We start from the raw sequence: 19035 nt of genomic DNA, 5'->3' as shown, positions 1-19035 counted from the left end.
TCGGCGCTGAGAACTGGCCAGGTGCTATCAGGACACAAGCGCCGCATCGGCCTGGCGCTGGACCTCGTTGGCGATCGGATGCAGCTCGGCAGCGGGGCGCTCCCCCACCACACTATAGCCGATCCCGTCGACCGCCCATGTGACCCGGCCCATGGTCCCGCTGGACGTGCTGGTCATGCTTGCGCTCTTGTCGATTTGCATGGGCCTCGTCAGCACCGCAAGCTTCGACGCTTGCGGTCCATCATAGAGGAGCAGCGCTGCAGGGCCGTGGGGCGTCGCGACCAATCGCCCCCCGCCATAGCGGTAACCCGCTGTGCTGAGGTCCGGGATGGTCACGCGCTCACCCAATCGGCTGGAGGTCCATCGGATCAGCATGGCGCGCTGGTCGGGGCCGATTTCCGCCGGTCGAATCCGGTCGGCGGCATAGACACGGAAATTGTCGCTCGCCTCATTGGCCAGCGCCGCGATGCCCGCGTGGGGTTCGCCGCTCCACCGCGCGCTCGACCAACCACCGCCAAATCCGACCGCCAGCAGAAGCGACGCGGCGATGGCGAGTTGCCAAGGCGGTTGGCGTTGCCGTCCCCTGATGGCTGCGACGCGCATCGTCGCCGGGATCGGTTCCTCCGCGATGGGAGCGAACAGGGACGCAAGGGCTCGCGCCTGCTCCGCCTGCTCCCGCAAACGGGCATGCACGTCCGGCTGGCCTTCAAGGTAAGCGTCGACCAGACGCTGCCGCTCGGGCGACAGCCTTCCATCGATCCACGCGGCCAGATCGTCCTCTCCGATCGGGCTGGTCATCGAATACTCCTTAATCGTGGCCGTTCACCCTCGCGGAGGAGCGTCGCCAGACGGTCGCGCGCCCGCGATATGCGCGACATCACCGTTCCCAGCGGCACGCCGACGACGGCAGCGACTTCCCCATATGACAGACCTTCGACGGAAATGAGGAGCAGCACCGTCCGCTGCTCCTCGGGCAACGCATCAAGTGCGCGCAACAGGTCTCGGTGGTGCAGGCCTACGTCCTGATCGGCCGGGCGGCCGAGCGCAGCGTCGTCGACGAGGTGGAGCGGAACCGCCGTACCTCGCCGACTGTGCTGCCGCTGATGGTCGACCAACAGATTGTGCAGGATCGCGTAGACCCATGGGCGAACCTCCGCACCCCGTCGCTGGCGCCAGCGCCCGACCGCGCGCTCAAGGCAATCCTGCACCACGTCATCCGCCATCGCCGGATCGCGCAACCACGACCGGGCATAGCGGCGCAGACCGGGGATCAGTGGCTCGATCGCGGCGGCAAGCGGGTCCATCTCAGTCGCGCTGCACCTGCACGATGCGGCCCGGAGCGCCGTTCACCACCTCGGCGACCGCCAGAAAACGCCGGGGTGCCGCGGTGCTGCCTTGAACGATCTGCCGGATCGGACCCGACGCGTTGACGATCGCCGCACCTGCCGGATTGCTCATGAAGTTCGCAAGCGGCTCTACCGCACCGCTGCCGTCCGCGTTGGCGGTGAGCACGAGCATGTAAGGCTTCTTGGGCTGCAAACCGGTAACGGCACTCTGCACGACCTGAATGATGCCCTGGTCGAAGAGGGTAATGCTGCTTGCAGCACCATTGCCGCGAACCGGCCCCATGTTCAGATGCACCGCCTTGCCTGCCGTACCGAGCGGTTGAAGATTGTCGGTGCCGAGGCCTGTCGGAATAGCGTTCGGCACATAGGCGATCGCCTGCGGTGCCTGTCCGACCGGCACGGTGGCAACGACCTTGTTGCCGGCGGTGTCGATCGCGGCAAGTTCATCAGCATTCTCCAGCCCGACATAGATGCGCCGGCCGTCGCCCGATGGCCAGACACCGTGCGGCATCTTGCCGACCGGGATGGTGGCGACAAGCGCGAAGTCGGACGTGCGGAACACCTTCACCGCGTTTTCCCCGCCTACCGTGACATAGGCGAACTGTCCCCTGATCGTGCGGGCGAAGTTGACGTGATTGGTGATCGGTCCGGTATCCAGCACCTTGAGGATCGCGAAAGGCGGCTTGGCATCGAATGCGACCGTCTTGCCGATGTCCTTCAGCGTGAACCACACCTGCTTGCCGTCCGGCGTCGCGGCGATGTTGGGACAGAACGGACTCGGCTGCGCCACCTGTCCGACCTGCGCGTGGGTCGAGACATCGAACACGGCCAGCACCGGATTGAACGAGGAACAGACATAGCCGTATCGGCCATCGGGAGAGAAGATCGTCATGCCCGGACCACCGGGCGTCTTGATGCGACCGGTCTCCTTGTACGTCTTGGGGTCGAGCACGGCGATGTAATCCTCGCCGCGTACCGTAACCCACACCTCCTTGCCGTCCGGCGTGAAGAACGCCTCATGCGGGCTGCGCCCGACATAGGTCGTGTGCTTGACGGTGTTGGTGGCGGTGTCGATCCACGACACGGCGTTGGATCCGATCGACACGACCGCCAGTGTTTTCCCGTCCGGCGAGAAGCCGAGGCCGTGAACCAGCACCTGCCCCTTGTAGAGCGGGGAAAAATTCATCGGCTGCGGATCGCCGAGCTTGATGACGCCGAGCAACCTGTTGTCGGCCGGGTCCGTCACCGACACCGTGTTGGAGAATTGTTCGGATGCATAGACGCGGTCGCGGTGGCTGACAGGCACGTCCTTGGCGTTCCACGGCGCCTGCTGGGCCATGGCAATGCCCGGTGCGGCGCTCATCAGCAAGGCGGCCGAGCGCAGGAAGGTCCGGATCATGTCAGTGCTCCATATGGCTGTGGTAGTCGCCGCCCTGCGTCGGGGCTGGCGTCGAAGGGGGTAGCGGCTGACCAATCGCCAACTTCATGGCGGCGATCTCCTGCTGCTGATCGATGATGATCTCCTGCGCAATGCGCTTGAGCTGCTCGTTATGACCGTAGCGCAGCTCTGCCACCGCCATATCAATGGCGCCCTGGTGATGCGGAAGCATCATTGCGACGAAGTCGCGGTCGACGTCGCCGGACGGCTTGACCATCATGCCCGCCATCATCCGGTCCATCGCGGCAGATACCATGCTGGCGTAGCCATCGGCGGGGGCGGCCGCGACTGCGCCGGTGAGCATGGCCGAAGCAGTCAGACCCAGCATCCAATTTCGTCTACGCATAAGCCTCCGGCGCATCAGTCTCGAAAGCGTAGACGACGCCCGTCGAGATTTATTCCATGGTTGAGCCAATTATTGATCCTCAGCAAAACAATGGTCTCATCGTGACCCTGCCGATGGTTGACCAGGTCGCCGTCGGACAGCATATGCTCGGCACGGCGATGGATTTCCGCCGGGCCATTCGGCCGAACCGCCCTCGCAAGGGTCGATGATTCCTACCAGGCGCCGCAAGGCAGCAAGGAGGAATAGTGCGCGCGACATTTCGCAATCTCTACGACCAGTTCAACATGGCAGCGTTCATTCGCGATCGCCGCACCCATGCCATGTCGGTGCTGCGATGGGCCTTGATCCTGGTCCCGATGGCCGCAATGGTGGGAACGCTCTGCGCGGCTTTCTTGTGGAGCCTCGATGCCGTGACCCGGCTTCGCTTTGCCTTTCCCTGGCTGCTCTACCTGCTGCCGATCGGCGGGTTCGTGGTCGGACTGCTTTACCATCTGACCGGCCGCTCGGTGGAGGGCGGCAACAACCTTATTGTCGAGCAGATCCACGAACCGGGCGGGGGGGTGCCACTGCGGATGGCACCGCTGATCTTCTTCGGCACGGTGGTGACCCATCTGTTTGGCGGTTCGGCCGGGCGCGAAGGCACCGCCGTCCAGTTGGGCGGCAGTCTCGCCAGCGGTTTCGGTCGCGCGCTCAAGCTCGATGCTGACGGCACCCGCATCCTGCTGATGGGGGGCATTGCGGCCGGGTTCGGCGCGGTGTTCGGCACGCCCATCGCAGGGGCGGTGTTCGCACTGGAGGTGTTGGCGATCGGGCGTGTCGAATATCGCGCGCTGGTGCCGTGCCTGGTCGCGGCACTGGTCGGCGACTGGACGTGCCTTGCCTGGGGCATCCATCACGGCGTCTACCGGATCGATGCGCTGGTGCCGGTCGATGCGCTGCTCGTCACCAAGGCGGGCGTCGCCGGGGTTGCGTTCGGGCTGGTCGGTCTCGCCTTCGCCGAAGCCAATCACACGCTCGGCGGGTGGCTCAAGCGCATCGTCTCCTATGGCCCGTTACGCCCCGCCATTGGCGGCATCGCGGTCATCGCGCTCGTCTACCTGTTCGGAACGCGCGACTATCTCGGACTCGGCACGTTGGCAGCGACGCCCGACAGCCTCACCATCGCCAGCTTCTTCGGACCGGACACGCATCCGTGGAGCTGGGCGATCAAGCTGCTGTTCACCGTCGTCACGCTCAGCGCCGGCTTCAAGGGTGGCGAGGTGACACCGCTGTTCTTCATCGGCGCGGCGCTCGGCAACGCACTCGCCCCCATGTTCGGCGTGCCCACCAGCGTATTCGCCGCGCTCGGCTTCGTCGCGCTGTTCGCGGGCGCGGCCAACACCCCGCTCGCCTGCACCTTCATGGGCATCGAACTGTTCGGCGCTGCCTATGCGGTGCCGATCGCGGTGGCCTGCTTCGTCGCCTACCTCTGCTCCGGTCATAACGGCATCTACCTGTCGCAGCGCGTCGCGGTGCCGAAGGTGCCGGCGACCGGCCTCACCCCGAACGCGACGCTTCGCGAGGCGCGGGCACACCGCGCCTCGCGAAGCCCACGCTCCTGATCCCCCCACCAATCGAGGGTTTGTCCATGCCCAATCGTTTCACCGTCCAGCATCGCGAAATCGGCATGCTGCGTATCTACATGAAACCGTCCGACCGAATTGGTGAGCGCAGCCTGCGTACGCTGTGGGCTGCCAAGCCGCTCTATCGCGAGCTAATCCAGACGGCATCATCAATGCCGTCGCGCAACACACGCACTATGGGTTCAGCAACCACGGCCAGATCCGCGAGAACGGATCGGAGGCGGCCGATCCCCATCTGACGATCTGCGTCGAACTCGTCGGCGAACGCGACCAGCTCGACCAGTTCTGCCGGCGACATGGCGACCTGCTCGGCGACAAGGTGATCGTCTACAAGCAGCTGGAACACTGGTCGGTCATGCCGCGGTTCGACCGATGACACCAATGATCGAATATGGGCTGCTGATCGTCGGTGCATTTGCGGCTGCTGCAATCTCGGGTTCGGCCGGGTTTGGCGGGGCACTGCTGTTGCTGCCGCTGCTGATTTAAGTCGTCGGCGTGACCGAAGCGGTGACGCTGCTGACGATCGTCCAGATCATCGGCAACGGTGCGCCGGCCGGGATGGGCTGGGCTGGCGCCAATCCGTTGGCGGCCCGTGTTGCTGTTCCTCTCCGCTGCCATACCGTTCTCGATGCTGGGCGCATTGTCGTTCGCGTCGCTACCGACGGCGCTCGTTGCGCGGATCGTGGGCGTGGCGATCCTGCTGTTCGTCATCCTGAAGGCCACGGGCATGATCGCGTTTAAACCCTCGCGCCGCGTGCTGGTGATCGGGGGCGGTGTGACCGGCCTGTTGTCCGGGCTAGTCGGGAGCGCCGGGCCGCTCGGCGCAGCGGTGTTCCTGAGCCTCGGTTTGCCACCGCTTGCCTATGTCGCGAGTGACGCGGTCGCCTCGATCGTGATGCACAGTGCCAAGACAATTGTTTACGGCGCGACGATCGACCTTGGACCAACCTTCTGGCCGCTGGCGATCGCGATGGGGCTGGCGATGATCGTTGGCACCTGGGCGGGGTGCTTGCTCATCAAGCGTCTGCCCGTTGAGCGCTTCCGCCAGCTCGTCATGGTCCTGCTCGCGCTGATCGCGACCGAGATGATCGTCATGGGTTAGTGGGAGGATTGTCGCGAATATCCTGAGTTTCGCTACACCAGCTCAAGCGTGGTCGGCTGACGGCGTAGCTGTCGCGAATGTCAGTCGCGGAATTACGCGACTTTCAACGCACATCTGCGACACGCTAACCTGTGCGTTAACGGTGTCGCTACGCAGGAGCCGGTGCCCGGCTCGTTCAGCTGAGCCGCAGCCAACCGCGCGGCCGGACGGCGGCTTTCAGGGAGCAGAAAAGTTGTCCTGAATGACTTACTATGGGTCGGAAGTCGCCCGGCAGCTTTCGCCGAAACGCCGCCCAACAGCGGACAGGCGGTTTTCCACCAGGATGCAGACCTTCCGCTTCCAGAGGATCGACAGGTGGTTGCCCCCTGCCCTTCCCGCCAAGTTCTAGCGGATCGTCACGACCTTGACCTCGACTGCATCCGCGATCTTCTTCCAGTTCTGGTCGCTGGTCCAAGCGGGCAATCCATCCCGTCGGGCTAGAGCCAGACAAAAGCGATCTCCAAGGCTAAGGCCCGCCTCGGCCGTCGCGGCGCGCAGCCGCCCGGCGATTTTCGCCAAGGCCTTGTCGGCCGGCACTACCGTCAGTGGCAGCGGATCAAGCATGGCATCAACTTCTCGCTCGGGCATTCCGGTATGAATGAAGTGGGTCACCACCTCAGCGTAGTTCACGCTGCTCACTCGCGCACCGGCGATACCGGCTGCAACCTTGGTAGATCCCTTTTCACCCTTGATCATTGCGATGAGAGCCGAGGCGTCGAGAACCACGCTCATTCGCCGCTATCTTCGCGACGCCGATTGAGGAATGCGTCAACAGAGGCGTCGGGATTACCGCCGGTATATTGCTCGGCCAGCGCCTGCGCCCTTGCCACCGCTTGGCTGGCGGTTCGCAGAACAACGCCATCTTCGGTTTCGTCGAGATATACCGCACCGCCACCCGTCAGGCCCAACCGCTTGCGAACGTCAGCGGGCAGGCTCATGCGCCCGTTTGGCGTTATGTTGATCTGTAGCGTCATGACGGCCTCTGTACCTCTGATCAGCATCGTCATCATCTTCTAGGGATATCCCGGCTTAGCAGCAACCGTCCCCACGGTATGCCAGCGAGCCTCGTTTGTACCACACCGTTTGGATTATGGCTCATCGACGTGAAGCTGCCCCACGTGCATAATCTCCGGTGCTTTTAACGTATACCCTCTTCGAACCGATAAATCGTGACGCTCACCCCTGCGCCCGTGGACGTAAAGCGGACCGATGATCCGCGGACTGCCATAGGCAGACCACGGCTCCTCATCTGAGCTGCCCTATTGATTGATTGAGGCGACAGCGCCGGTATGATCGAAATATATGGCGGCAGGAGACCCGGGATGATTGATGGTGGCGAGTTCGATGAAGTCGAGCAGCTTCAGGACAAGCTCTTTCACGAGCACGTTGGTCGGGGAGGCGATCCCACCGTTGCCGGTGCCGCGATGCTGCTGGCCGGCTTGCAGATTCTCGCAGATCCGTTTCGGCTCTCGGTTTCCCGGGCTGAGCGGGACCTCATTTTAACCCACTATCCAGATGCTACAGACGAGACCATCGCAGCGCACCGCCTTGACCGAAAAGGCCTGATGTTCGTGCTTGAGTTCGTCGTTACCGCTGGGAGGAAATACCTCGATCATCAGCCCGAGACATCTAACGTTCTGGTTGCGACTCAATCTCGCGACAACCTCGATCGCCTCGTACCGACGATTGCGCGGGGGGTTAGTAATAGTTTTGCTAGCGCTGCGCCGCTTGATGCCTCTGCTTACGATATTGCAGCAGCGATCATCACCAATACCGTTGCCCGCGCAATGACAGAGCATGTCGCACCCGAGCAGCTCATGACCATTCTGCTGGAAAACGTGCAACGTGTGATCGCTGAAGCGCCCGACGATCGCGCGTGAGGGCCTTGCAGCGTTTGCGGTAGCTGTTTTTGGCCGAACGGCCGTGATGTCAAAGCGAGCGCTGGCCTAACGTCTTAGGAACGCCAGAACGATTAATGCTGCGACGGTCAGCCAGATCGGCGTAACAAGCCGCCCTAGCGCAGCCTCAATCCTTCTCGTCGCGTCCATCACCTCGATATGTTCGCGGGGCGGGTCGAAGGGCAGTTCAGCTTTAGGTTTATCGTCAAACATCCGCTCTTTGCGGTGGAAGTCCGACGACCAGTCCTCCTTGCGCCAAACGATCGATGCGGACTTTACGGGCAGTTCCCCCTCGCCATTCCATTTGATGCGCTTCCCCATAAATCCCTGGCTTTCAACAGTGCCATGAGGGAACAGCACCGACAGCCCGATCTCAAAATCGTGCTTCTTAAAATCGATGAGGCGACTGCGGAGAAGCGCGAAGTTGTCGGCGCCCAAACAGGTCCAGGCCGTGACTGTGGGTCGTTTGTCTTTGACAACCCCATCGGCCGTATTGATACGCGGATAATAATGAAGCCTGCCCAGAACGGGCGATCCATTATTCTTCTCTCCGCTTTCGTTCAGCCATCTTTCGTCAACGCGATAGAGGGTAAGCATTATTGGCACGTCGCCAAGCTGCCACCCGATATCCTGCTCTGCCTGACCACTTTCCTGCCCGCCTTCGTCCTCGTCCGAATAGTGGGTAACGCGAGAATGTTCTTCCTCTCCGATTGTCACGTCGAGACTAAATGCGGCAGGCGAAAACCAGCATTTCAGCTCAATCGAGCATTCGTCGACTCGATTAACGTCGGCATTATTAACGAAAACGCGGCCGCCATAAGGCACTAGCTTGAGAGTGACGTCGCGATTCATTTCATCGAGCGTTTGGCTCAATCGCTTATCGTCCTCGGCCATCACTTGCTCCACCCCGTTGCGCGTAGGATGACCTCCGCAGTCGTTGGAGTAAACCAATCAGATTCCCTTTCAGGGCTTCGATCGCTCATCTGGGTTCGTCTGGTCGAAAAGTTTGTCGATCTCGATATCCACCGGGTGCACGCCTTCAAGCTTTTCCTCGCTAGCGGAGCCCAAGGCAATTTTCAGGATCGAATTCTCCGCCGCAATGAGACCATCGCGCGCACCGTAAAGCCCCAGCATGACCGGGTCGCTGCTTACCCTGTGGGAGGGCATCTCGGCCCGCGTTGGCCGGTACAGGTTTTCGACGTCTTGGACGATTGCCCGAATGTTCCGGATCAACTCATCGCGGTCGTTATCACTGATTTGCGCCGCGCCTTCTGCCGACAGCGTCAATCCATCGCTCATCATTGTATCCTTTTCCAACGGGTACTTATGCGAAACCCTCTGCGGCGTGATTACGAAACGCCTCTTCGTCCCGAACGTAGGTGCTCAGCATCTCAATCGACTTATGCCGGCTGTGTTCCTTCATCTTAAAAAGGGTCGCACCGGTGCGGCCCGCCTCCGTCAGGAAGCCAGCGCGGAGTGAATGGCCGGCGAACAGCGCCGGATCGTAGCCGACTGCGGCAGCGCGTTTCTTCACCACCAGCGCAACAGACTGCTCGCTAAGCGCGGTCTCCGTGACCCGCCCGTGCGGTGTGAGCCTTCGAAACACCGCCCCCTCACTGATGCCCGCCGCTTCGATCCAGGCGCGGTAATGGCGCACCGGCTCGATCCGCCGCCCTTCGAGGATTGCGACCGACTGCCCTTCCCCGCCCTGGTCACCCTTCGAGAACGGGATCGATACCGATAGGCCGCGCGGATGCGGGGCGATATCCTCGACCCTGATCCGCACCAGCTCAGAGCGCCGGAACGCGCCCATCATGCCCATTGTCAGCAGCGCGCGGTCACGCAGGTCGAGCATGGTGTCGCCGGTGATGCCGCGGATGATGTCGCGCAGCACGTCAGCGTCGGCAGGCCTCTTATTGCCGGGTTTGTCCGTGCGCTTGGCTCGGCGGATACCGCGCATCATTGTGGTGAGGGTGGCGGCGCCCATCTGGGTTGTGGGCGGCTCGACGCCTGCCGCACGGTGGACGAACACGATTGCCGCGAGGCGGCGCTCGATCGACGCCTTCGACAAGGGCCGACCCGCGGAGAAGGCAGTGCCGATCTCGGCTATCTCGGCGAGATGGGCGCTGGTCACTTCCGGCGTTGCCGGCAGCGGCCGGTAGCCGCGCGCAGAGCACCATTCGGTGAACAGCCGCCAATCAGATTGATAAGCTCGCACGGTCGAGGCGGCCGAAGCACGTGCGACATATGCCTTCACCCGCGCCCCGTCCTCCGCCGTGATGCCGCTCAGCAGCGCTTGTGCGGTGCCAGGTGCGACGATCAGCGACGTGCCTGGACTGGGGTCTAAGCCCCCTGCCCCACTTTCCTCCGCGCTACTCACTAGCAGAGCGGTTTCGGGGCGGCAGTTGCGATGCGCGCCCGCGCGATCGCCGACGCACGCACCATGAGACCAGTCTCACGCCGGTGCAAAGAGTCTCATTTTGGACGAAATTGCGCATGCAGACGCCCTACCCCAATCAAGGGTTTGGTAGTAGCAGGAATAAATCTTATCGCTAGTAACTATTATGGCATCTGGGATTGATCAGGCACTAACCAGCCCCCTCCCCCTTCGATCTTGGGTGTGGTATCATATTCTCGCAATGCCACTTTTGATCGATGGTGCCTTATGACCCTTCAAGTAAACATTACGTCCAACGGTCGCATGAGCCTACCCGTGGGCATTCGCAAACGCCTTGGTTTAGAAGGTGGAGGTGCGGTGCTGGTAGAAGAAACGTTAGATGGCGTCATCTTGCGCACGGTTGATCAGGCTGTGGCAAAGGCGCAGGCGATTGCCAAGCGCTATGCCCAACATCCCGAGGCCTCGGTTGATGCCTTTCTCGCGGCGCGACGCGCGGAGAGCGGCGAATGACGCATGTCGTGCTCGATGCCTCGGCGATCCTCGCGCTGCTCAAAGGTGAGCGCGGCGCCAGCAAGGTTGCCGGCGTGATCGCGGACGCGTCGGTCTGCGCGGTCAATCAGGCCGAAGTGATCAGTCACTTCGTTCATCTCGGCGCGCCGCTTGAGGACATTCGCGCCATGCTCGGTGCCCTCCCCTATATAGTAGTGCCCGCTGACGATGCGCTGGCATGGGAGGCTGGTGACCTGCGATCGATGACCGCATCCGCCGGGCTGTCATTGGGCGATCGCTTTTGCCTGGCGCTTGCCAAACGCGTAGGGGCGCCGGCCTATACAGCGGACAAGGCCTGGAAGGATATTGCTGGCGATGCCGGCGCCAAGGTCGTGGTCATCCGATAACTACACCATTCGCCTGGGCGTTCTTCACCGTGCGACCGCTAAGCCTGACGACTGGGCCGCGCCGCTACGAAACTCCGCGCGACTTTAATCTCATCTAAGGAGTGATCAAATGCGACCCCTGATCCTGCTATCCGCGTGCTTGCTCGTCTCTGCCTGCGGCGTCGGCGCGAGCGCTCCGACCGTTATCGACGGGAGCAGCGCCGCAACCTTTGATCAGACGCTACGTGCGGCAAAGGCTGACCTTGGTCCGAAAGATCGTCTCAAATTCGAAGCCGCACTCTCAGAATTCAAGGCTCGGACATTTGCCAAGGCCAACTCTCGGCAGGAGTATCAGCGTCTACTGCGCAAGGGACTCGACGGTCTGACGGCTCCGCGTGTCGTCGATCAGTTTAACCGCGACGTGGACCGGGTTGGTGGCCAAGCTGCGGATGCCGTGTTTGAGGCCAAGCGCGCTTTGAACCGCAAATAGCCGTTGGCTGATGCCGGACGCTGCAATGATCAAACGGTAGATCGCAATCCGCCAGACCCATAATCAGACGTCCCCGCCCCCTTTCCAGCTTCCTAACGTCGGCCGCTCGTTCATCTCCGCGTTACGACCGCTTTTAGCGCCTGACCCTGCGAACTCGAATGTCCCGACTGGGCGATAGTTTAGGAAGCAGGCTGTCCAAGTCCGAGTTTTGTGCCCGATGAGCTGCGGACGGCTTTTGCAGAAGGCTCAGGCACGGGATGAGCGGCGACGCTACGTCGAACCGTAGGTGCCAATCCGGATTCCTCATTCCACAGAACCAGGATCGTAGCGATCGGTGCGGCGGTGAGGATCAGCAGGAAAAGGCCCATCAGCCATTCGTTGGTCTCTAGCGGCTGCGAGAAGCTACCGCTGGGCTGTATCGACGGGCTAGCTCGCGTCGGGCGCCTGCCGGCTTTCCTGGGGTGAAACGGGCGGTCCGCGGTCGCTCGGTGGGCAGACGGCCTGATCTGCGACCGATCATAGGCGGCGCGTGCTTCCTTTTTCCCCAAAACGGAATACGCCTCGTTGATCTCTTTCGCACGAGCAGCAACATCCACACCATGATTGGTATCGGGGTGATATTGACGGAGCAGCGCTTTCCACGCGGTGTGGATATTTTCGCGACTTGCCGTCGAGGGCACCCCTAAAACAGAATAATAGTCGGGTGAGAGAGCCATCTAGCCGTTTCTTGCGGCTAAAACGCGAAAAAGGAAAGTCAGCCTGGCGCGTGATTTTAAGCTGCCTTCTCGGTGATTCAAAGGTTGGCTTTAGGCGCAAACAGTCAGATGGCGACCATTCCCATCCGCAACTTCGTGCTTTTGACGACACCACGCCGCCCCGCCCCCGGCGCTGACCCAAAAGCGGTCGGTCGTGGCAACTTTCACACGTTCAATTCCGGTCGGTCGTTCATGAAGGTGATGCAGCTGGCGTCAAATGCCTCAAGGACGCTAACGCCAGAACCGATTGACTGGATAGTTTGTCGGAGCGGATCGTTCCGTTAGCCTCCCCGCAATGATCCAGGAGCAGGTTCTTGACCAACGTTGCACTCGTTGCCGGTTCAGGCGGCATTATCGGCAAGGCTCTCCTCGAAGAGATCGCCGGAACGGCAGGCTGGCATGGTGTAGCCCTGTCGCGTAGCCATGGTGATATCCTTGCTGATCTTAGCGACGCGGAGGCAAGCCGAACTGCACTGGCTAAAGCGAGCGATGTCACCCACCTTTTTTATGCGGCCTATGGGCCAGGCGGAGGCTTGGCAGAGGAGGACGAGCGCAACTCGGCCATGCTCCGCAACCTGCTGGACGGTTTAGAGGCTGCCAGCGCCCCGCTCGAAAGAGTGGTGCTGTATCAGGGCGCAAAGGTTTACGGCGTTCATCTCGGACCAGTAACGACGCCATTCTATGAGGACGAAAACCCGCGGCCGATCGGGCCGAACTTCTATTTCACGCAGGAACGCGAGTTACAACGGCGCCGTGCCGCCGGTGGACCGGAATGGTCGATCCTGCGTCCGGACGTTGTCGTTGGCGACGCAGCCGGCAATGCGATGAATATCGCGACGGTGATCGGCGCCTACGCCGCATTGTCAGCCGCGGACGGGGCAGCGTTTCGCTTCCCAGGCTCCCGTACAACCTATGATGACTGCCTAGTTCAGGTGACGGATGCACATGCGCTGGCGCGCGCAAGCTTGTGGGCCGCTACCGCCAGTGAAGCGGCCGACCAGGCGTTCAACTACGTTCACCCGCCGTTCCGCTGGCGGCGCATGTGGGAAAAGGTTGCCCGGCATTTCGGCATCGAGACTGGCGAGCCTATCCCCTTCGCGCTCACTAACCATATGCCAGCGCTCGAGCCCGTATGGCGGCAGATATCCGCGGGCTTACTCCAGACCGATTTCACGAAGGCGGTGGGGTGGAGCTTCGGCGACTTCATCTTCGGCACCGAGGCCGATGTAATCTCCGACATGACCAAGATTCGCCTTGCCGGCTTCCACGAGGATCGCGACCCGGTTGACGCATTGATCAGAGCAATCGAACGTCAACAAGCTGCGGGTGTGATCCCTCGGATCAAGCGGGCCAGTTAGCCGCTTGGTGAGAGCTTGGCGGGTGCTCTCGAGTGAGCTGGCAACGCCCCTTGGCGGCCAACAATAACTGGATGAACCATTGCCGATCAAAAGCGGTCAGTGATACTGCGGCGAACGGAAAACCTAAAATCTGGCTGGCCATCCGGCCAATGGAAGCTGACCAGTTCGTCACTTGTAGCAGGCTATTCACGCCAAGCGAAAAGTCCGACAGTTTTCGCAAATAATTAAGCATCTTACGGCATGACGCCTCGCTGAGGAGCAACTGATCGTGCCACTAACAAACGTCGAATTTGAACGGTCGGACTGCACGACCTTGAAGCGATGAGCACCGCAGACCGTGATGCGTTGCCGTTTGGCGTCGTAGGCTTTGCCGCCGATACGATCGTACAGGTCTACAATGCGACTGAGGCCCGTATGTCGGGGCTGGATCCGGCCACGGTCACCGGCGTTCCGTTCTTCGACGCCGTCGCACAGTGCATGAACAATTTTATGGTCGCTAATATTTATGCTTGCTGATGAGCACGTCGGCGGTCGCGGTGCGCCCAGCCGCACTTGCATCCAAGCGATGAGTACAGCACATGCCCAGCTCGAGTGGACACTCCAGAGACTCCCTGCTCCGTACGCCCATGGGTTCCTGACCGCGGGCTGGAGACGAAATGGGTATCGAAGTGTCGGCGGCAAAGGTCGTCACGATCAACGATCAGCACGAGAATGGCGTTGATACGTCGGTTGCTGGAAACCCATCCCGGACTCGTTTTAAAGGCACCCCGCTCCTGCATGTGTTCGCTCGGAACCGACGCGGCCAACGGCGCGATGATGGTAACCCGCTAGTCCATGCCCTAAAGGGCCGCAGAGGGTATTCAATCCTGCCCTTTTGGAAGGGCCAGCTGATGGCACGCGCACGCTCGATCCTCGAGGCGTCTCTCGAAGACCTAGTGAATAGCCCCTAGATTTCTGGACGCCTTCAATCCTAATTTTGAGGATAGGAGGCGACGATGGGGAAGCCCAATTTCAGCGATGAGTTCAAGCGTGACGCGGTGGGTGCAGATCATGGAGCGGGGTTACCCGGTAGCGGAGGTTTCGCAGCGCCTCGGCGTCAGCCCGCACTCGCTGTATGCGTGGAAGAAGCAGTTTGCGAAGGTGGCGTCGGGCGATGCCAATAAGGACGCCGAGATTCGCCAGTTGAAGCGCGAGTTGGCTCGGGTGACCGAGGAGCGAGACATCTTAAAAAAAGCCACCGCGTATTTCGCCAGGGATGCCAAGTGAGATACGCCTTTGTCGCGGAGCATCAGAACCAGTTTGGCGTCCGCGCGATGTGCCGGTGCCTGGCGATCCAGCCCAGCGGTTTCTATGCCTGGCGCAAAGCGCCGCTGAGCCGGCGAGCGCAAGAAGATGCTCGGCAGATTGCATTGATCCGGCAGGCCTGGAGCGACAGCGGCAAGGTCTATGGGTATCGCAAGTTGCACGACGATCTGCTCGATCAGGGCGAGACCTGTTGTCCCAATCGCGTTGCCCGCCTGACCAACCTTGCAGGCATCAAGGCGCAGATCGGCTACAAGCGGCGTCCAGGCAGCTCAGGCGGAAGGCCTTCGGCCGTTGCTGCGAACACTTTGGATCGCCAGTTCGACGTGCCGCAGGCTAATCGCGCCTGGGTGACGGACATCACTTATATCCGCACGATGGAAGGCTTCGCCTATCTGGCGGTCGTGCTCGACCTCTACTCCCGTCGCGTGGTGGGCTGGTCGCTGCAAAGCCGTCAGACAACCGATGTGGTTTTGCAGGCCCTGCACATGGCGGTCTGGCGGCGTAAGCCGAGAAACCGCGTGCTGATCCATTCGGATCAGGGTTCGCAGTTCACCAGTATGGACTGGTCTGCCTTCACCAGGGCTCACAATCTGGAGCACTCCATGAGCCGGCGGGGAAACTGCCACGATAACGCCGTCGCCGAGAGCTTCTTCAATCTCCTCAAGCGTGAGCGCATCCGGCGACGCACCTATAAAACGCGCGAAGAAGCGCGGCAGGACGTGTTCGATTACATCGAGATGTTCTACAACCCGATCCGCAAGCATGTCAGGAACGGGATGCTCTCGCCCGTCGAGTTCGAACGGCAGCAGGCTTTGATGGCTCAAGGCGTCTAGAAAACTAGGGGCTATTCACCTTCGACGGCAAACGGTTCCTTATCCTTGCAACATTGCCCGTCCGGTTAGGAGCTATTTCAAAACTGTCCGACCTTCATTCTCAAGCCTATTTTCTAGGTGTTTAGTCCCGGCATCTGGTGGATCGGATCGACAATGAACCTGTCCGGCTCTGACGTCCAGATCTTGGCGATGTATTCGTAGGGTGTGAGTCCGCTGAGCGTCTTGAGCCGGCGGGCAAAGTTATAGGCAGCCATGAAGTCGGCGAGGTGCGTCCGTAGGTGTTTGATCCCACGGTTTGATGGTGCGATCCTTTCGTTGGAATGGAAGGAAGCGGTATGGGACAGGTACGTCACGGGAGCGCCACGACCACGCACGCCGTCAGAGCAGCAATACAGCGATCGCAAGCTTCGCTCTCGACGCTGAGCCGGGAGCTTGGGATCAACCCGAAGACGGTGGCGAAGTGGCGTAAGCGGGCGACGGTCGAGGATTTAAAGACCGGGCCGAAGGCCCCTCATTCCACAACCCTTACCGAAGCCGAAGAGGCGGCGGTCGTTGCATTCCGGCGTCTCACATTACTGCCGCTCGACGATTGCCTCTACGCGTTGCAGCCGTCGATCCCGCATCTGACACGGTCGGCGCTGCACCGCTGCCTGCAGCGGCACGGCATATCCCGTCTGCCGGACATCGAGGGGGACAAGCCGAAGCGACAGCGCTTCCAGCGCTACCCGATCGGCTTCTTCCACGTGGATATTGCCGAGGTTCAGACTGCCGAAGGCAAGCTTTACCTGTTCGTCGGCATCGACCGAACCAGCAAGTTTGCGGTCACCCAGCTCGTCGACAAGGCTGACAGGCGGACGGCTTGGGAGTTCCTCGAACTTCTGCTGAAAGCGGTGCCCTACCGCATTCACACGATCCTGACCGACAACGGCATCCAGTTCGCCGAGCAACCGCGCAACCGTAACACCGCCTGGTCGCGTCAGATGCGCTTCGACATGATCTGCGAAGCGAACGATATCGAGCACCGGCTCACCAAGCCGAACCACCCTTGGACCAACGGTCAGGTCGAGCGGATGAACCGCACCATCAAGGAGGCGACCGTCAAGCGCTTCCATTACGAGAGCCATGACCAGCTACGGACGCACCTCGCCGACTTCATGGCTGCCTATAACTTTGCCCGCCGGCTCAAGACGCTCAGCGGACTCACACCCTACGAATACATCGCCAAGATCTGGACGTCAGAGCCGGACAGGTTCATTGTCGATCCGATCCACCAGATGCCGGGACTAAACACCTAGACGATTACACCGCAGCCGGCCATCGATCGAGTGCCATTTCGGCGATGGAGAGAAGTTCGTTGATCGTAGCGCCGTCGCGCGCTTGAACGGACATGCCTTCCATGACCGTATTGATGAATTTGCCTAGGACGGCCGGATCAGTATCGGCCGCAAGCTCGCCCTGCGCGGCGCCCCGATGTAAACGCTCGATCAGGAGGGCCTCCGCCGCGATACGCTTGTCGCGCAGCAGGCATTCGATGGCGGCGGACGCGGGCGACACGGCTGCCGCTGCCGAATACATGAAGCAGCCGGCCGGCGTTTCAGGTTCCGAGAACGATGACGCCGCTCGTTCCAGCAGGCCTTTGACGGCCTCGAAGGTGGACAACGCCGGATCGTTGATGGGTTCATAGAGGTGGACGCTGAACGTCGCGGCGTAGCGCTCGATCACCGCCGCGAACAGCCCCGCCTTGTTGTCAAACGCCGCATAGAGACTGGCGGCGGCGACGCCAGTCTCTGCCACCAGATCGGCCATCGACGTCGCCTCGTAGCCGCGCTGCCAGAACAGCCGTACCGCCTTGTCGAGCGCAGCGTCAGTGTTGAACTCTCGAGGGCGGCCTGCGCCACGACGAGCTTTCGTGTCTGTCATGTCTGATGCCCGATATGGAATGATCGATAAATAATAGCTTGAACCTCGTCGCTGACATCGATACAGAACGATCGTTCAATAATCAAGGAATGGTCCATGAGCCGCATCGTTCGGATCCACGAATATGGCGACGCCAGCGTCCTCAAGATTGAAGATGTGGCAGTGCCCGCGCCCGCGGCCGACGAGGTGCAGATCGCTGTCAAGGCGATAGGCATAAACCGCGCCGAAGTGATGTTCCGCAACCATGCCTACCTTCAGGAAGCCGAGTTCCCGAGCCGCCTCGGCTACGAGGCTGCCGGTATTGTCGGCACGGTCGGCGCGGACGTGACCGGGTTTGCGGAAGGCGAAGCCGTCAGCCTCATCCCCCCGCTCGATATCGCGCGCTGGGGCACCTATGGCGAGGTCGCCAACGTGCCCGCCCGCCTCGTCGTCAAGCATCCGGCGGCGCTTTCGTTCGAGGAAGCGGCGGCCGTGTGGATGCAGTATGTCACCGCTTGGGGTGCGCTGGTGGAGCAGGCCAAGCTCGGCGAGGGCGATTTCGTCATCGTCACCGCTGCTTCCAGCAGCGTCGGTCTTGCTGCCTTCCAAATTGCGCGGATGGTCGGCGCGACGGTGATCGCGACGACGCGTACCGGCGCCAAGCGCCAGGCCCTGCTTGATGCCGGTGCACATCATGTCGTCGCGACCGGGGAAGAGGATCTGGTAGCGAAGGTGATGGAGATAACCGATGGTGCAGGTGCGCGCGTGGTGCTCGACCCGGTCGGAGGCCCGTCGTTCGAGCCGCTGACCGCGAGCATGGCGCGCGGCGGCATCCTGCTTGAATATGGCGCGCTCAGCGGCGAGCCGACGCCGTTCCCGTTGTTCTCCGTGCTGGGCAAGAGCCTCACGCTCAAGGGTTATCTCTACAGCGAGATCGTCTCGGACGACGCCGCCCTCGATCGCGCCAAGGCGTTCATTGTGGCGGGACTGGAATCGGGCGCGCTCAAGCCGCGGATCGCGCGCACCTTCTCGCTCGACGCCATCCAAGACGCACACCGCTTCCTCGAATCGAATGACCAGATCGGCAAGGTCGTCGTTACGGTCTGACCGGCAAACCTGGGGGAGCGAGCGATGGCTCCCCCTCCCGGACACAGGATCGGACCCTCAGCGCCCATGCCGTCGTTGCTGTGGCGCAGGCTTGAAAGCATGACCGCTCCTCCTCCGCGTGCCAGACCTGTCTCAGGGTAACATGGCGGCTATGCCTGCCCGATCGGAGGGGGCGAATTTTGAAAATGGCCGGGCAACCTCGCCTGATTACAGAAGCGCCAGTC

General features: G+C 61.5%; 22 protein-coding genes, 2 pseudogenes and 1 riboswitch. Of the genes and pseudogenes, 12 read left to right on the top strand and 12 right to left on the bottom strand.

Annotated features, from left to right (window positions below; genetic code table 11):
- Positions 1–27: 27 nt before the first annotated feature.
- The 4 genes from SPHN_RS15970 to SPHN_RS15955 are packed head-to-tail and all read right to left on the bottom strand — an operon-like array spanning position 28 to position 3112.
- A complete protein-coding gene (locus SPHN_RS15970; protein WP_055817290.1) occupies positions 28–798 on the bottom strand; it encodes an anti-sigma factor family protein in 771 nt (256 codons plus the stop codon).
- Complete coding sequence (locus tag SPHN_RS15965) at positions 795–1304, bottom strand: RNA polymerase sigma factor (protein ID WP_055817293.1); 510 nt, start codon at positions 1302–1304, stop codon at positions 795–797. The genes SPHN_RS15970 and SPHN_RS15965 overlap by 4 nt, the downstream gene beginning before the upstream one ends.
- A gap of 1 nt (position 1305) precedes the next feature.
- The gene (locus SPHN_RS15960) at positions 1306–2745 is read right to left on the bottom strand and encodes a YncE family protein (RefSeq protein ID WP_248524719.1); all 1440 of its coding nucleotides are present in this window, start codon (positions 2743–2745) and stop codon (positions 1306–1308) included.
- 1 nt (position 2746) lies between these two features.
- On the bottom strand, positions 2747–3112 hold the full coding sequence (locus SPHN_RS15955; RefSeq protein WP_235528336.1) for a DUF305 domain-containing protein: 366 nt from the start codon (positions 3110–3112) through the stop codon (positions 2747–2749).
- A 163-nt stretch (positions 3113–3275) separates the two neighbouring features.
- Positions 3276–3352: riboswitch (Fluoride riboswitch) on the top strand.
- Between the two features lie 23 nt (positions 3353–3375).
- On the opposite strand from SPHN_RS15955, the gene SPHN_RS15950 reads away from it, so the two are divergent.
- The 3 genes from SPHN_RS15950 (at position 3376) to SPHN_RS15940 (ending at position 5854) form a co-directional block, all read left to right on the top strand.
- The gene (locus SPHN_RS15950; RefSeq protein ID WP_055817299.1) at positions 3376–4731 is read left to right on the top strand and encodes a voltage-gated chloride channel family protein; all 1356 of its coding nucleotides are present in this window, start codon (positions 3376–3378) and stop codon (positions 4729–4731) included.
- Between the two features lie 124 nt (positions 4732–4855).
- Positions 4856–5128, top strand: coding sequence for a DUF190 domain-containing protein (locus tag SPHN_RS15945; RefSeq protein WP_248524718.1), 273 nt, complete (start codon positions 4856–4858; stop codon positions 5126–5128).
- 216 nt (positions 5129–5344) lie between these two features.
- Complete coding sequence (locus SPHN_RS15940) at positions 5345–5854, top strand: sulfite exporter TauE/SafE family protein (RefSeq protein ID WP_197977994.1); 510 nt, start codon at positions 5345–5347, stop codon at positions 5852–5854.
- 384 nt (positions 5855–6238) lie between these two features.
- Here SPHN_RS15940 and SPHN_RS15935 read toward each other — a convergent pair whose 3' ends face one another.
- Positions 6239–6625, bottom strand: coding sequence for a type II toxin-antitoxin system VapC family toxin (locus tag SPHN_RS15935; RefSeq protein ID WP_055817303.1), 387 nt, complete (start codon positions 6623–6625; stop codon positions 6239–6241).
- On the bottom strand, positions 6622–6867 hold the full coding sequence (locus SPHN_RS15930; RefSeq protein ID WP_055818096.1) for an AbrB/MazE/SpoVT family DNA-binding domain-containing protein: 246 nt from the start codon (positions 6865–6867) through the stop codon (positions 6622–6624). Before SPHN_RS15930 ends, SPHN_RS15935 begins: the two co-directional genes overlap by 4 nt.
- A gap of 348 nt (positions 6868–7215) precedes the next feature.
- Here SPHN_RS15930 and SPHN_RS15925 point away from each other — a divergent pair, with 348 nt between their 5' ends.
- On the top strand, positions 7216–7773 hold the full coding sequence (locus tag SPHN_RS15925) for a hypothetical protein (RefSeq protein ID WP_248524717.1): 558 nt from the start codon (positions 7216–7218) through the stop codon (positions 7771–7773).
- 66 nt (positions 7774–7839) lie between these two features.
- Here SPHN_RS15925 and SPHN_RS15920 read toward each other — a convergent pair whose 3' ends face one another.
- The 3 genes from SPHN_RS15920 to SPHN_RS15910 all read right to left on the bottom strand — a co-directional run bounded on the left by SPHN_RS15920 (position 7840) and on the right by SPHN_RS15910 (position 10048).
- Positions 7840–8685 (bottom strand): hypothetical protein, encoded by an 846-nt coding sequence (locus tag SPHN_RS15920; RefSeq protein ID WP_248524716.1) that lies wholly within the window; start codon positions 8683–8685, stop codon positions 7840–7842.
- A 69-nt stretch (positions 8686–8754) separates the two neighbouring features.
- Positions 8755–9090 (bottom strand): hypothetical protein, encoded by a 336-nt coding sequence (locus SPHN_RS15915; protein ID WP_248524715.1) that lies wholly within the window; start codon positions 9088–9090, stop codon positions 8755–8757.
- Between the two features lie 25 nt (positions 9091–9115).
- A complete protein-coding gene (locus SPHN_RS15910; protein ID WP_248524714.1) occupies positions 9116–10048 on the bottom strand; it encodes a site-specific integrase in 933 nt (310 codons plus the stop codon).
- Positions 10049–10456: 408 nt separating this feature from the next.
- Between SPHN_RS15910 and SPHN_RS15905 the strand changes: the two genes are divergently transcribed.
- The 3 genes from SPHN_RS15905 (at position 10457) to SPHN_RS15895 (ending at position 11554) form a co-directional block, all read left to right on the top strand.
- Positions 10457–10699 carry an AbrB/MazE/SpoVT family DNA-binding domain-containing protein gene (locus tag SPHN_RS15905; RefSeq protein WP_248524712.1) on the top strand — a complete coding sequence of 81 codons (243 nt, stop codon included), beginning with the start codon at positions 10457–10459 and terminating at the stop codon, positions 10697–10699.
- Positions 10696–11085, top strand: coding sequence for a type II toxin-antitoxin system VapC family toxin (locus SPHN_RS15900; protein ID WP_248524710.1), 390 nt, complete (start codon positions 10696–10698; stop codon positions 11083–11085). The genes SPHN_RS15905 and SPHN_RS15900 overlap by 4 nt, the downstream gene beginning before the upstream one ends.
- 109 nt (positions 11086–11194) lie before the next feature.
- Positions 11195–11554, top strand: a complete 360-nt coding sequence (locus SPHN_RS15895; RefSeq protein WP_248524709.1) for a hypothetical protein — start codon at positions 11195–11197, stop codon at positions 11552–11554.
- A 179-nt stretch (positions 11555–11733) separates the two neighbouring features.
- On the opposite strand, the gene SPHN_RS15890 is transcribed toward SPHN_RS15895, so the two are convergent.
- Positions 11734–12270 carry a J domain-containing protein gene (locus SPHN_RS15890; RefSeq protein ID WP_248524708.1) on the bottom strand — a complete coding sequence of 179 codons (537 nt, stop codon included), beginning with the start codon at positions 12268–12270 and terminating at the stop codon, positions 11734–11736.
- A gap of 353 nt (positions 12271–12623) precedes the next feature.
- Here SPHN_RS15890 and SPHN_RS15885 point away from each other — a divergent pair, with 353 nt between their 5' ends.
- The 3 genes and pseudogenes from SPHN_RS15885 (at position 12624) to SPHN_RS15875 (ending at position 15805) form a co-directional block, all read left to right on the top strand.
- Positions 12624–13667: an NAD-dependent epimerase/dehydratase family protein gene (locus tag SPHN_RS15885; RefSeq protein WP_248524707.1), complete on the top strand. Its 1044-nt coding sequence runs from the start codon at positions 12624–12626 to the stop codon at positions 13665–13667.
- A 321-nt stretch (positions 13668–13988) separates the two neighbouring features.
- The gene (locus SPHN_RS15880; RefSeq protein ID WP_248524706.1) at positions 13989–14183 is read left to right on the top strand and encodes a hypothetical protein; all 195 of its coding nucleotides are present in this window, start codon (positions 13989–13991) and stop codon (positions 14181–14183) included.
- 479 nt (positions 14184–14662) lie between these two features.
- Positions 14663–15805: pseudogene (locus SPHN_RS15875) on the top strand (IS3 family transposase).
- Between the two features lie 113 nt (positions 15806–15918).
- On the opposite strand, the pseudogene SPHN_RS15870 reads toward SPHN_RS15875, so the two are convergent.
- A pseudogene (locus SPHN_RS15870) lies at positions 15919–16083 on the bottom strand (IS481 family transposase); the annotation flags it as partial.
- A 57-nt stretch (positions 16084–16140) separates the two neighbouring features.
- On the opposite strand from SPHN_RS15870, the gene SPHN_RS15865 reads away from it, so the two are divergent.
- Positions 16141–17100, top strand: coding sequence for an IS481 family transposase (locus SPHN_RS15865; protein WP_248524705.1), 960 nt, complete (start codon positions 16141–16143; stop codon positions 17098–17100).
- A 4-nt stretch (positions 17101–17104) separates the two neighbouring features.
- Here the strand turns inward: SPHN_RS15865 and SPHN_RS15860 are convergent, their stop codons facing one another.
- Positions 17105–17725, bottom strand: coding sequence for a TetR/AcrR family transcriptional regulator (locus tag SPHN_RS15860; protein WP_248524703.1), 621 nt, complete (start codon positions 17723–17725; stop codon positions 17105–17107).
- A gap of 96 nt (positions 17726–17821) precedes the next feature.
- Between SPHN_RS15860 and SPHN_RS15855 the strand changes: the two genes are divergently transcribed.
- Entirely contained in the window at positions 17822–18811 is a 990-nt protein-coding gene (locus SPHN_RS15855) for a zinc-dependent alcohol dehydrogenase family protein (RefSeq protein ID WP_248524701.1), read from the top strand.
- The last annotated feature ends 224 nt before the right edge of the window (positions 18812–19035 follow it).

It is taken from the genome of Sphingomonas faeni, from assembly GCF_023195535.1.
In the GTDB taxonomy this organism is placed as follows: domain Bacteria; phylum Pseudomonadota; class Alphaproteobacteria; order Sphingomonadales; family Sphingomonadaceae; genus Sphingomonas; species Sphingomonas faeni_B.
The sequence above is the reverse complement of the archived record's forward strand: the minus strand, read 5'-3'. Positions and strand labels throughout refer to the sequence as shown.